The following is a 12629-nucleotide window of genomic DNA, read 5'->3' on the forward strand; positions in this document are numbered from 1 at the left end:
TTTGTTATCAGCGAGTTATTCTCCCTCTATTCCTATATCTCAGTTTTTTTGTCCCGTACAAAGACGAATATCAAAACTTAAGTATTTCTTAAGCATTCCTTAAGTATTTCTTAATATAATACCATCACTCTCGCTTTTATGAAAAAATCATGATAGGACAAGTTGACAACAGTGGATTGAGGGGCTCGCTAAAATTTGGGATTATTGTTTCAATCCTCTCTATTCTAGCCGTTTTAGGTTTTGCCGCTTTAAGTTTCTTTGCCGCCCCCTTTATATTAACGGTCATCGCCGGGGCTTTTTTTGTCGGTGGAATGGTCTTTTTAATGGCCATGGGCTATGGCATCTTTAATGATTTGTTAGCCGCTAAAAGCAATTTGCCTTATTTCATGCTCGGGCATCAGCCGCAACAACACAGCATGATTGAATCCAATAAGCCTGCCGCACAAGGCATTGCCTGGGGGATAGCCGCAGTTGCACCTCTGGCCTTCCCCGCGGCTATTTTGTTTTTTGTTACCGCACTCATTGCTGGTTTTTTTGTGCCTACCGCGTTATTTATATTGCCAGTTATGGCCATTGCCCTGCCCCTGGTTGTTATTATCGCTGATGTGGTTGCCAGACGGAAAAAGAAGGTTTATATAGCAGGGGAAGATGATCTCTCTCTTGCCCATCAGGAATGGTACTCTTTCGGTAGCGGCCTTAATGACTATCAACAGGAAGGCCTTAGGGAGATGTCAAATACCGTTGAAGAAAAAGCAGCCTGGTTTGCAAACAGCGACCGAAATGTGATTGGATTTAAATACGTGCCTATCCTGGCCGTCGTTTCTTTAGTGGCTTTTGCGACTTTAACCGGGGTCAGTACCCTGCTACCTACCGTGATATTTGGCACCATCATGTCCACTATACTCCCGGTCAGTGTCGGCGTACTGCTTGCTCTGGCTATTACTGCCGCGTTAATTTACCTGGCTGTTAATCACAACAAACAGGATGACAATCAATACAAACTCGATTTCATGAGCGCCAATCAATCAGAATCCACAGTAGAACCAACGGAGCCATCAGTTAAACCACTGGCTCCTGTGCTCTCAAAAACAAAATCGGAAATCGAACCTATACACGGGCAAGAATCGCAGACTACGGCTGATACTGATAAGAAACGAGAAGAATCTCCACCGAAGCTATCTACGTTATTAACTAATACAGACAATCCTGTTTATGCGAAAAAGAATAAGCCTAACGATAGCGATAACTCAGAAGATACCTTGTTTGTACAGTATGAGTCTAAAGGCGTGCGCGGATAGTTTTTAACTGTCCCCTCGCCCACCCAGAAAGCATGGTGACCACCTAATGACACAATTGCTCTTTTAATGCCTATACTTAAAAGAAAATTGGCATGAGGTCACTATGAAAGACGAATTATTACAAAAACTTAAAAAAATTAATCCCCTCGACATGAATGGCACACCTAAAAATACCGGCAACTGCCAGTGGTGTGCTATCGAAGGGGCGCGTGTCTTGCTTGAGGGGGCAGAACCCATGGAAATTCCCTCCCACGTCGATGGTTATGACCCTATTGAGCAATACGTGCACACTCGCCATGGCAGCGACGACATCCGCTCGAAAGATGACCCGACGGTGTTTTTTAAAGAAATCAGAAAATTGAAACCCGGTGAATTAATGATAGTGAGTCTTGAATCCGAAGACATGGATCATGCCTACCTTATTTACCGTGATGAAGAAGACGCATACCTTATCGATCCTGATCGGCAAGTCTTTGTCGAGTTGGATGAGCGCGAAGATTTTCTACAATCAGTCAAGGGTTGGGCCGGAATTAACCAAATCAATTATTTAAATGGCGATGTGAACCGTGAATTTCGCGACAAGGTAAAAGTCAGCATCAGCGTGTTAACGCCCACCGCGCTTGAACGCGACCCACTACCCCAGTATGGTACTGAAGCGCCCAGCTCTACTTATCGCTCCTGATAAGCTGGCAATCAATGTCATCCTGACATTCTTTTTTTGCCATCTTACGGATAATTTCGGGTGAGGTTTCCTCGCCAAAACGGCGATCACGGCAGTAATAATTCTTAATGCAGGCATCAAGCTGGCCCGTCGTAAAATCAGGCCAAAACGTGTCTAAAAACTCCAATTCCGCCTGTAGTAAATGCCAAAAGCAAAAATCACTTAATCTTTTTTCCCCTCCCAACCGGATAAATAAATCTACTGGCGGCGAATGAAGATGGGAATATTGGCTGATCCCTTGAATCAAATCTTCTTTTTTTTCCGGCAAATGATTGCCATTATGGTGATACATTTCATAAATGCTGTTAGCAATATCATTACTTCCTGCATAAGCCACGGCAATATTGACGATTGTCCCAGTGTTATTCTGGGTTTTATGAATCGCATATTCGATAGCCTCCATCAACTCCGGGCATTTCTCCAAACAGGAAAAATCGCCCACCGGCCTGAAAACACAATTCAACTGATGGAACGTTTCAATTTCCTTGTCCCTAAAGAGGCTGCAAAGATGCCTGAAGATATTCTTTAACTCATCCTCGCGGCGTTTAATGACATTATAATAACTCAACACAAAGAGCGTAACGTAGGGGATTTTAATGTTTATACAATGGTGGAGTATCTGAAGTGCCGTCTGATAACCGGCGTCATGACCATATTCTCGCGGTAATTGCCGTATATTGGCCCAGCGGCCATTACCATCAGGGATAAATGCGATATGCGTTAATGTATTTTTTGCCATAAGCACAACACCAAAAGTCGGAGGAGAAAACATTAATCAGTAACCTAAACAGGGATCAAACTGCTACCACCCTTGTTACTGTTTAAGTATAGACAGTATTTTTTGTCATGCATTGGTCATGGTATGCTTTTAAAAATTTCATAAGAAAGATGCCATGGAAACCATTACTATTTACCATAACCCTCGGTGCTCCAAATCGCGGGAAACATTGAAATTATTGCACGACAAAGGCCTTAAACCTGTGATTGTCGAGTATTTAAAACAACCGTTAAGTCTTGAACAATTACGCGCGTTAAGTGCTCATTTTGACCTTAACGATTTCGTTCGCAGCGAGGAAACCATTTTTAAAGAATGGGGTTTATCCTTAAACGATAAAGAAGGACTCCTCATCGCCATGCAAAAAGCCCCGGTTTTGATGCAACGCCCCATTGTGACTTATCGTGGCAAAGCCACCATTGGACGACCGCCTGAAAAGGTTTTGACGCTTTTTGCTTAGTGCAGTCATTGCTTGATGTTTTTTTGAAAATGAATTGTAAAATAAACGCAAGTCTCCCATGGTTTAATTTTTTGTTAATAAAGCATGATTAATATGATTTAAATATTGACCCATATTAGTTAATTATGCCTACATCCAATTACAATTCTGGTATTAAATTAAAACCTGCGTTTCGTGGAGAAAGAAAGCGTGAACGACAATCTCAGCGCCTGGGTTGGCAATCACTGTATTTCCAACCGTTCATTGCCCAACAACTCTTTGAACTCCATTGTCAAAACGGGACATTTAATTATCGGGATGGGAAGGGCCAGGACCTGAATGGTCGTTACCTTTATGTGCGGACACTGGATGGCCGAATTTTGGCGGCTAAAGAAGGCGAGGTAGGCCATCACTCTTATCTTAGTAATGGCAAAAAAGTATTATCTGCCGGGCATCTTATTTTTAACCAGGGTCAATTAGTATTATTCAGTAATGAAAGCGGGCATTACATGCCAACCAACGATGAAATGGCGTCTGAAATTATTTTTTTCCATAACCTGGCACAGAATCCGGCGCTTGTTTACGAAGATCATTCACATTACCCGCAGTCCAAGCAAATCGCCCTATACAAAACGGCATCCATCATCGCAATGGGCGGTATTGACATAACACCTCCTTATGAGATTTTAAGCAATCGAACATCAAACGTTGGGCGGCAGTTAACCTTGCCTGCAGCACATGATAAACACGCCGGCAACACCCCCGAAAGCAGACAAAAGCCCAACTACCAGGAAGAGCAATTATTTTTGTCGTGGGACAATGCAACGGAACCAGCACTAAACCATTACCTTGAGGATGAGTGTCTGATGAGAAGCGTTTCTTACGAAGATTCTGCCTCGTTGCTGGGCAATATGGCGGCATCGCCGAGCCAGCGAGGCAATTCTTACAAATTCTTTATGCATCAGCGTTATTTTGCGGATGAAACCGATACGTTCGCTAACAACAAAACCCCCGATACGCCCAAATAAAGTTTGCCCGACTCAACGCCCAGACTGATCGGGATAGTCCTGGGTTAACCAAATCCGTATTTAGGCAAGCTTAACCGTTCCAAATCAGTTATAGTCGATTGCACGCGCCTGATGGCAAGATCCAGTGTTAAGCTGACATGTCCCTTCTGTTTTTCAATATAGGCTACGATCTTTTTAGCAGTAGCAGTGCCCAGTTTGCCGCTAAATGTCATGATTTCGGCTGCATCAATGATTTCCCGATCAAGGGCTGTAAACCCCCATTGCCCGTTTTCAAGGCAACCGTAAATAAAATAACCATGCTCACCGGAAACTCTGTGTTTGACTTTAATAAGGGTGGGCCCATCACGGGTAAGGTCCTGACTGATACTGTTGAGTTCCTTGTCAGTTATTTTCCCCGGTTCGGTATTCACTTGGATAAGGTTTAAATGAATGTAATTCAGACACGCCTTGTCATCGTCGCTTTTAACCCCCAGATTGTCGAGCAGATGTTCAAGGATAAGCCATTCAGGAGGACAGGTACCCTCCAGGGTATGCATCGCAAACAGCCCATCGCAATCGATGAGATAAGCACGGGGCAGGCCATTATTCCCTTCCTCTATCAAGACGTTATCGCATTTAAAATCACCATGATAAAATCCCAGCTCATGCACCCGCTTTATTTCCTTCAAAACCGCAAGAACGATTTTAGCGTAAGCTAATCGCTCCGTCGCTTCACTCAGGCAGGAAGGAAACTGATACAACACCGAGGTCAGCGGTTTACCCGGCAGACAAGGTAATATCAATCGGATACCCGAATCAACGACCAACACGCCCACGTGATCAGGGTGAATCTGATTCCATTTGTGTAACTCCGCTTCATAATGGGCCCGGTGCTTGTTAATCAGCTCCTTGTCATTCAACTCCTCTTTATCACCTCGCCAATATGCTGGTTTAGGCTGCTTAACCACATATTTGACCTGTTGTGACGAACCAAAAAAACGGCTGTAGGCTGTATAACCAAACGGGGTTTTGCTTTTTGGATGGTATTTACCCTTCTCATCTTCAATGGCGGAATCGTAACCATCCGTTGCAAAGTGGTATGTCAATTTTTCTTGCATGATTTAAATCTCTATCGGGTCTGTAAACACATGTTCCTGACGGAAACTGATATTTTCAGATTCAATTAAGCGCTGATTGATTCAGAAGAACCATGACCTGGACACCGGTATTGGAGAGGACTGCTTGCTTAACGCCTTTTCACAAAAAGACCGCCCCAACCTCGACAACAGTGTCCAGGCAGCGCATCATCATCCTGTGTGAGAATAAATTTGACATACGAATCAAAAATTGGAAATTAAACCTCATGCTATGTATTTTTGTTGACCACGTCAACAACTAAATTAGCAATCATAACCCTGACTCGGCAGAAAACAACCGTTGAGTTCAGCTGCGAAAGAAAGATACAATTTGACACCATTGGTGCGGAGAGTTGATGTGATAATCAATATAATTGGCGCAGGCCGTGTAGGACAAACCCTTGCCTGGCTGTTATCCAGAGAAAATACCGCTGAAATAGGCTATGTCTGTAACCAAACTGAGGCCAGTGCTCGGGCGGCGTTGCAATTTATAGGGCAAGGGACAGGGTGTGCCCGTACCGAGGAATTGCCCCCTGCGGACATCACCTTCATCACAACCCCCGATGACTGCATTGCCAGGGTTTGCGTGGCCCTAAGCCAAAGCCGGTTAAAACCCGGCGGGATTGTTGTTCATTGCAGCGGCGCATTAACCAGCGACACCCTTCAAGCTGTGAGGGAGAAAGGCTGTTTTGCCGCCAGCATTCACCCCATGCGCAGTTTCGCGAGCCCCACGCTCAGCGTGCAGGAATTTCGCGGCACCTACTGTGCGCTGGAAGGGGATTATCCCGCCATTGCGGTACTTGTGCCACTGTTTAAGAGCATCGGTGCCATGGTTTTTTCCATCGACAAGACGAAAAAGCCCCTGTATCACGCAGCCGGTGTTTTTGCGTCAAATTACCTCGTTACCCTGTTCAGTCAAGCCTTATCCTGCCTTGAGGATGCCGGCATAGACAACGCCGTTGCAGTCGGTGCTGCTTTAAATTTAATGAGCGGTACCCTTCGTAATTTGGAACAGACACAATCACCCCCTTTATCCCTCACAGGTCCCATCAAACGCGCCGATACCGAAACCATTCTCAATCACTTGCGGGTTTTGCCGGAGGATAAGCACCGGCTATATTCGGTATTGGGGCAGGCAACCTTGCCCTTAACCACATTAAGCGCGGAACAAAAAAACAATGTCATTGAGGCGTTGAACACTTAACCGCCGCGTCCGGTTAAGAACCAGACTGGGCGCGTGAATGCGTTATTTTGGGTAAAATGTCCTCAATGGGCAACCCCATCACATTGTAATAAGACCCCTCAATACCGCTGACAAACGTATCGCGAACACACTGAATACCATAGGCACCCGCCTTATCGAAGGGATCGCCAGAATCAATATAGTGCGTTATTTGCTCATCTGTTAACGCATGAAACGCAATGATGGTGGTTGCACAATCAACATACCAGCGTTGTTCAGGTAAAAAAACGAGTGCATAACCTGTATGGACTTCGTGCGTATTACCGCTTAGCTGACGGAGCATCCTGTACGCATCATTTGGGTCACGAGGTTTTTCCAGAATATGATCCTGATAAGCCACTGTCGTGTCTGCCGCCAAAATCAAATCTGCCTCATCAGGTGCTACCCGCGACAAGACAGCCTCTGCCTTTTCCTTTGCCAGACGCGTCACGTAGGCTTTCGCCGCCTCATCACTGTGCGGCACTTCGACTATGTCAGCCGGCATGACTTCTGCGCTCAGCCCGTGTGCCTGCAAAATCTGAAGCCGTCTGGGTGAGGCGCTGGCCAAAATAATTTTAAATGGGTGCATTGTTTGCCTGGAGCAAATTGAGCGGATGGTCATTATGGCATGATTGCTTTTTAAAACAATCAGTCGCTTGCCGTTCTCTTATTAAACGGCCAGCGCACATTAAATTGGTTTCGGGCTTTTAAACATGTGGAGCAGACTTTTATCCCTCACATGAGCTATCCACTCTAAAATTAGAGCAACTATAAAGCGGTCATTGAGCTTGCAAATTACAACTGTAGCGTGAGACATAATGAATTAAAATCTTTGATTAATCCTTCCATAACAGGCCCCAGATATAATCGTCTCACGCTGGCCACCCCATTGTAATAAAATTGTAAATTTTGTATCAAACAGCACCACTTCTGGTCAAATTTGATACTATTATGCTCTTTGCGTTAATAGGGCGTGACAACAATGAATGGCTTAAAAAACTATTTTATGGCCTGTGCATTTGCAGGCGTGGGGTTGTTGGGATCAGGGCTAGCCCACGCCTCCACCCCTGACGCGGTAGGCCTGGTGATCCTATCCGATCCCCACGTGGATGTGAAATTGAAGAAATCCTCGGCCATCAATCCCGCCCATGGCGTTTCTGAAGAACTAGACCAACGAAGTTATGAGACGCTGGTTTCTAAAATTGGGGGTTACATCGACTCCAATCCGGAGAAAACCCAGGCTGTTATTCTATTAGGTGATTTATCGGCTCATAATGCCTATCATCAAAAACCACAACGGCCGATATGAGTCTGGTCTTTGAAAAATATTATGAAAAATTAAATCCTACCCCGCTGTTTTATGTTTTTGGGAACAATGATTCACCCCAACGCGATTACGGCCCCTTCCGCAGTGGGGATAAATCGGCTTATCGCTTGTTTGGCTCAATCAATGGCCTGGGTGATTTATATCCACTGCTGTCACATGCCCCTTTCATGGGACGCCTTGTGTCGCAGAAGAAAATACTGACAAAGGGTATTACAGTGCTTACATGGGTGATCATCTGAAGCTGTTGTCGTTAAACAGCGTATTATTTGTCTCAAGGCCGGGCTTCTCTCCTTCCAGAGACGGTGATGCAGCGGAGCTTGCCTGGTTAGCTGATCAAATCAAAACCGCCCAGGCAAACCATGACAATGTCATCTTGGCCATGCACGTACCACCTCAACAATGGGAGGCAAACTATTTGAACTCGTTTAAAACCATTCTTAAATCCTACCCGCAGGTTGTTGTCGGCATGTTGGCTGCCCACACGCATTTTGATGAAATTCATGCATTCAAACTGACCAGTGCTGGCAAAACCGTTATTATTCCGGTCGTTTATTCAGCCGGCTTGGGGACTGACCATGGCAACGCCTCCTCCTTTAAAACCATGACATTCAGCAGAGCCAGCAAGACTGGCCCCTGGTTCATCAAAGACTATGTGACCTTTAATTTTACGGGTAAAAATGCTGGCTCAAGCACCATGAATAAATACTACGATTTTGATCAGACTTTTTGCGCCCATGGTTCCAGCAAGAGCGTTGCCCAGTGTCTGCAAAGCCATATTCAGGGCAATAAATTTGACAGCAAGGCCAGCAGTCTCTTGAGCCAACATTACACAGCAGGCAATCCGAACAACCCACAATCCATCAATCCTTCATCCCGATGGGTTGTTAGCTTTTAGGTTTGCAGTGTTAACCCAGACCATCGACTGGATGCCGCGGACAAACCGCGGTACGTAGAGAAAACCAATAGAACAATCAATCCCATTTTGCTTCATTAACTATACTTTGATAAAACGTTGCATTGAAAGGGAAAGCATGACAACGTCAAAACTGACCAAATCCAAATTCCGCCTGGCGTTGGATTGCCCGACCAAACTCTATTAGGTCGATAAACCGCAGTATGCCAATCGGTTGACCGATGATTCATTTTTGAAAGTATTGGCTGAGGGCGGATATCAAGTCGAGGCCCTGGCGCGTTGCTATTTTCCGGATGGGATTTACGTGAAAACCGCAGGTGATGAATCACTTTTTGAAGCCACGAAGCGGCAACTGCAAAAAGCCTGTGTTACCCTTTTTGAGGCCGAAATAGCGTATCAGGGGTATTTAGTGCGTACTGATATTCTTATTAAACAGCATAATCATTTAAAGTTGCTTGAAATTAAAGCCAAATCCATCGGTATAGATGAACTCAAGACCCTTGAATCGAAAAAGGGGGCTATCAGCACCAAATGGAGACCTTACCTTGCTGACGTCGCCTTTCAGAAATGGGTTCTTAAACAGGCTTTTCCCGAGTACACCATCTCAAGCCACCTCATGCTACTCGATAAAGACAGCCGCTGCCCTACCGAAGGTTTGCATCGCAAATTCTTACTGATACGGGATAAATCAGGTAAACCGGAGGTAAAACAAGTGCAACCCCTGACAGAGGAGGACTTATCAGTTCGCTTACTGAAAGAAGTAAATGTCGATGATCTTACTGACGCCATTTGGTCTGAATGTGCGGCTGGACGCCCTTTCAGCGAACGGTTTGACGAATTTAGCCGGGATTATTTTGCCGGCTTAAAAACACCGCCTGTCCCCAAAAAGGCCTGCGGCAAATGCCAGTTTAAAACCCAGGCCGAAGAGGAAGCACAAGGCCTGTTATCCGGATTTAAAACATGCTGGCAAGAGGCGCTTGGATATAGTGACCGCGATTTTCTTGAGGCCACTGTTCTTGAATTGTGGAACTACCGAGGCAAGGAAAAATGCCTGCAAAAAGGAGTCATCAAATTGAAGGACCTCCGTGAAGAGGATTTCTCAGGCTGTGACGATGGCAGGCCGGGCTTATCAGCAAAAAAACGCCAATGGCTCCAAATCGAAAAAGCCAAGAATCAGGATAATACCCCCTGGATTGACAGCGACAACTTGCGCGATGAAATGAAGTCCTGGGTTTATCCCCTGCATTTCATCGATTTTGAAACGGCGATGTTAGCCATACCGTTTAAAAAAGGGGCGCGCCCTTATCAATGCTTTGCGTTTCAATTCTCTCACCACATTATGGATGAAGAAGGCCGCGTATCGCACGTGGGTGACTATTTAAATGCAACACCGGGGATTGATCCATCCCTTGATTTTATCCGCGCATTAAAATCGGAACTAGAGAACGATTGCGGCACGGTTTTTCGCTACAGCAACCATGAGAACAGTTACTTAAATAACATCTTGAGTGAGCTGTCGAATGCGCTGGAGACTCCCCATGATTTAGGGGAGCTGGCAGCCTTTATTCAATCAATCACCAAATCCTCTGCCAAAAGTAAAACGCATTGGGTAGGCTCGCGATGCATGGTCGACTTGTGTGACTTGGTGAAACGGTATTATTACGATCCGTTAACCCATGGTTCTAATTCCATTAAACACGTCCTGCCCGCCATTTTAAACCGTTCTACTTTTTTACAGCAGCAATACAGCCAACCTGTTTATGGCAGCCCTGGCGGGATACTGAGCCGGAATTTCATTAACCGGCAATGGATTGTGTATGACCAGGGGCTGATTAAGGATCCCTATCTTTTGTTAGAACCGCTGAATAAGGAAGCGCCTAATGAGGACATCGAATGGCTGTTTGAAAACGAACACTTAAAAGAAGGCGGCGCGGCGATGATTGCCTATGCCAAACTGCAATTTACCGAGATGAGTGATTTTGAACGGCGAGCGCTTGAAAAAGCCTTGTTAAAGTATTGTGAACTGGATACGTTGGCGATGGTGATGCTGGTGGAAGGATGGCGTGACCTGGTGTTATAAAACCAATGATTCTTTATGCCTTTGATAGCCCGCGCAACAGCCTGTATAATCCTGATATTGCAAATCCGCGGCTGGACACAGCCCAACGAAAGGATACTATGTTTCGTTCCATTTTTATCTTAACCCTGATGACGTTCAGTTTAATCGCCGAAGCTACACTTCCTGCCGATCCAATCCAGCGCTGTCTCGATGTCAGACGGCTCGCAGACTATACCAACCGGCAGAAAATGGCCGCCAAAGAACCCGGGGTTCTGCGCTTTAAATTTCATAAGATAGCCTCCTCTGAATTGCCATTTGTCAACCTCACCGGCAATATGGATGAGATTATCAGTGCGTTAACCCATCAAATTAAAAACTGCAAAAAAAGCCACGGTGAGTTCCAGACCATCACCATTTCTGGCCGTCAACTGCATCGACAGGACTGGTGCTTACGGACCAACCAAAAAATGTTGGCGCTGGCCAAAGCGGCCAAAGGCAACTTTAAAACCTATTTATCGGCCCTTAAAACGCAATTTGACTGGTATAAAAGTGACGGGTGGCCAGACAATCATGCCGGATTTAAAAAAGGGGAATTCCAATTTACTGCCTATTACGCCCCTGCCGCCATTGAGGCCCACAGCCAGCGGGGCGGTGCATTTTTATACCCTCTCTATGGCAATCCGGGTGTGGTTAATGCCGCATTGGAAAGTAAACGATTTAAATTAAAAGGCCCGCTGTGCGGCGTTGATCCGCTAACCAAAATACCACACGGATTTTGTCTTAAGCATAAAAATGGCCGTTATTCCGTAGTGCCTGATCGAGAAGAAATTGAACACGGGGCCCTCGATAAACGCTACATCATTGGCTACGTGAAGGATCCTAATGATCCGGCTTTTTTAATGGTAGAGGGTTCTGGTTCCTTAGTCCTCGATGGGCAATTACTTCACGTTAATTATGCAGGCGCTAACGGCAGGCCGCGCACCATGCTGGGTCGTATAGTCCAATGTGCACAAGATCCAACCTGTGGCGGCAACCTCGATACCATAGAACGTTGCGCCAAGGATCCAAAATGCCATGATGAGGCTAAATTACGTTGCAACCTGGCGCAGGAAATCAAGCAAAGTGCCGCATCCGAGAAGCAAATTCGTCAATATTTAAATAGCCTTAGCCCACGCCAGGCAGATAATTTACGCAATCGCGATCAAAGCTATGTCTTTTTTGCCAAAGAAAACGGGGGGCCTTATGGTTCAGAAAACATTACCCTCACGCCCCATGTTTCCTGCGCAACCGATCACAAGGTGATCCCGGTGGGCATGAGTTTTATTTACCATTGCAAAAATAAAACCGCCTGGTGTGTAGCCCAGGACACCGGCGGAGCTATTGTCGGTGCCCATGTCGATGTGTACAAAGGTGAAGGGGACTTAGCCGGCATCGAAGCCAATGAAATCAATCATGCCGGTACCTTGTTTTTGGCGTTGCCTAAAAAGGGATAGTATGAAATTGGCAAATTCAGGCCATGAATTTGCCGGATATTCTCAACTGGACGTTCTAGCCCGTGCCTCAGTCCGGGATCGCCGTTGCCGATAATGGGTTTTTTTACCGCTTGTATCCAAACCCTGACGATTAAATGAAGCCGGCTTTTTCAGAGGAGCGGGGGTGACGGTAATCCCCCCATATTTAACTGACATCAAAAATAGAGGTTTAAGCAGCTACTAAAGCCAGCTTCTGCCTT

General features: G+C 45.6%; 13 protein-coding genes. 10 read left to right on the forward strand and 3 right to left on the reverse strand.

Annotated elements, in window-relative coordinates; translation table 11 throughout:
- The first annotated feature begins 149 nt into the window (after window positions 1–149).
- Both Lery_RS11245 and Lery_RS11250 read left to right on the forward strand, forming a co-directional pair.
- Window positions 150–1298, forward strand: a complete 1149-nt coding sequence (locus tag Lery_RS11245; protein ID WP_058527354.1) for an ABC transporter ATP-binding protein — start codon at window positions 150–152, stop codon at window positions 1296–1298.
- A gap of 103 nt (window positions 1299–1401) precedes the next feature.
- Window positions 1402–1980: a hypothetical protein gene (locus Lery_RS11250; RefSeq protein ID WP_058527355.1), complete on the forward strand. Its 579-nt coding sequence runs from the start codon at window positions 1402–1404 to the stop codon at window positions 1978–1980.
- Here the strand turns inward: Lery_RS11250 and uppS are convergent.
- Window positions 1964–2758: a polyprenyl diphosphate synthase gene (uppS, locus tag Lery_RS11255; protein ID WP_162262968.1), complete on the reverse strand. Its 795-nt coding sequence runs from the start codon at window positions 2756–2758 to the stop codon at window positions 1964–1966. The two genes, Lery_RS11250 and uppS, sit on opposite strands and share 17 nt — an antisense overlap.
- A gap of 154 nt (window positions 2759–2912) precedes the next feature.
- Between uppS and arsC the strand changes: the two genes are divergently transcribed.
- Window positions 2913–3254, forward strand: a complete 342-nt coding sequence (gene arsC / locus Lery_RS11260; RefSeq protein ID WP_058527357.1) for an arsenate reductase (glutaredoxin) — start codon at window positions 2913–2915, stop codon at window positions 3252–3254.
- Between the two features lie 125 nt (window positions 3255–3379).
- Window positions 3380–4261: a hypothetical protein gene (locus Lery_RS11265; protein WP_058527358.1), complete on the forward strand. Its 882-nt coding sequence runs from the start codon at window positions 3380–3382 to the stop codon at window positions 4259–4261.
- 44 nt (window positions 4262–4305) lie between these two features.
- On the opposite strand, the gene Lery_RS11270 is transcribed toward Lery_RS11265, so the two are convergent.
- Entirely contained in the window at window positions 4306–5358 is a 1053-nt protein-coding gene (locus Lery_RS11270) for a BUD32 family EKC/KEOPS complex subunit (protein WP_058527359.1), read from the reverse strand.
- 376 nt (window positions 5359–5734) lie between these two features.
- On the opposite strand from Lery_RS11270, the gene Lery_RS11275 reads away from it, so the two are divergent.
- Window positions 5735–6580, forward strand: coding sequence for a Rossmann-like and DUF2520 domain-containing protein (locus Lery_RS11275; protein ID WP_058527360.1), 846 nt, complete (start codon window positions 5735–5737; stop codon window positions 6578–6580).
- A gap of 13 nt (window positions 6581–6593) precedes the next feature.
- On the opposite strand, the gene Lery_RS11280 is transcribed toward Lery_RS11275, so the two are convergent.
- Complete coding sequence (locus Lery_RS11280) at window positions 6594–7187, reverse strand: Maf family protein (RefSeq protein WP_058527361.1); 594 nt, start codon at window positions 7185–7187, stop codon at window positions 6594–6596.
- A gap of 393 nt (window positions 7188–7580) precedes the next feature.
- Between Lery_RS11280 and Lery_RS15325 the strand changes: the two genes are divergently transcribed.
- The 5 genes from Lery_RS15325 (at window position 7581) to Lery_RS11295 (ending at window position 12390) form a co-directional block, all read left to right on the forward strand.
- Entirely contained in the window at window positions 7581–7907 is a 327-nt protein-coding gene (locus Lery_RS15325) for a hypothetical protein (RefSeq protein ID WP_131751163.1), read from the forward strand.
- Complete coding sequence (locus Lery_RS15330; RefSeq protein ID WP_131751162.1) at window positions 7904–8164, forward strand: hypothetical protein; 261 nt, start codon at window positions 7904–7906, stop codon at window positions 8162–8164. Before Lery_RS15325 ends, Lery_RS15330 begins: the two co-directional genes overlap by 4 nt.
- The gene (locus Lery_RS15335; RefSeq protein WP_131751161.1) at window positions 8149–8820 is read left to right on the forward strand and encodes a metallophosphoesterase family protein; all 672 of its coding nucleotides are present in this window, start codon (window positions 8149–8151) and stop codon (window positions 8818–8820) included. Before Lery_RS15330 ends, Lery_RS15335 begins: the two co-directional genes overlap by 16 nt.
- Before the next feature lie 250 nt (window positions 8821–9070).
- A complete protein-coding gene (locus tag Lery_RS11290) occupies window positions 9071–10918 on the forward strand; it encodes a DUF2779 domain-containing protein (RefSeq protein ID WP_237759220.1) in 1848 nt (615 codons plus the stop codon).
- Window positions 10919–11016: 98 nt separating this feature from the next.
- Window positions 11017–12390: an MltA domain-containing protein gene (locus Lery_RS11295; protein ID WP_058527953.1), complete on the forward strand. Its 1374-nt coding sequence runs from the start codon at window positions 11017–11019 to the stop codon at window positions 12388–12390.
- The last annotated feature ends 239 nt before the right edge of the window (window positions 12391–12629 follow it).

Origin of the sequence: Legionella erythra (assembly GCF_001467615.1) — a bacterium.
GTDB lineage: Bacteria > Pseudomonadota > Gammaproteobacteria > Legionellales > Legionellaceae > Legionella_C > Legionella_C erythra.

What these genes read in the sequence shown, in the direction of transcription:
- Lery_RS11245 (WP_058527354.1), top strand. Translation starts at nt 150, where the DNA reads ATGATAGGACAAGTTGACAACAGTGGATTGAGGGGCTCGCTAAAATTT.
- Lery_RS11250 (WP_058527355.1), top strand. Translation starts at nt 1,402, where the DNA reads ATGAAAGACGAATTATTACAAAAACTTAAAAAAATTAATCCCCTCGAC.
- uppS (WP_162262968.1), bottom strand. Translation starts at nt 2,758, where the DNA reads ATGGCAAAAAATACATTAACGCATATCGCATTTATCCCTGATGGTAAT.
- arsC (WP_058527357.1), top strand. Translation starts at nt 2,913, where the DNA reads ATGGAAACCATTACTATTTACCATAACCCTCGGTGCTCCAAATCGCGG.
- Lery_RS11265 (WP_058527358.1), top strand. Translation starts at nt 3,380, where the DNA reads ATGCCTACATCCAATTACAATTCTGGTATTAAATTAAAACCTGCGTTT.
- Lery_RS11270 (WP_058527359.1), bottom strand. Translation starts at nt 5,358, where the DNA reads ATGCAAGAAAAATTGACATACCACTTTGCAACGGATGGTTACGATTCC.
- Lery_RS11280 (WP_058527361.1), bottom strand. Translation starts at nt 7,187, where the DNA reads ATGCACCCATTTAAAATTATTTTGGCCAGCGCCTCACCCAGACGGCTT.
- Lery_RS15325 (WP_131751163.1), top strand. Translation starts at nt 7,581, where the DNA reads ATGAATGGCTTAAAAAACTATTTTATGGCCTGTGCATTTGCAGGCGTG.
- Lery_RS15330 (WP_131751162.1), top strand. Translation starts at nt 7,904, where the DNA reads ATGAGTCTGGTCTTTGAAAAATATTATGAAAAATTAAATCCTACCCCG.
- Lery_RS15335 (WP_131751161.1), top strand. Translation starts at nt 8,149, where the DNA reads ATGGGTGATCATCTGAAGCTGTTGTCGTTAAACAGCGTATTATTTGTC.
- Lery_RS11295 (WP_058527953.1), top strand. Translation starts at nt 11,017, where the DNA reads ATGTTTCGTTCCATTTTTATCTTAACCCTGATGACGTTCAGTTTAATC.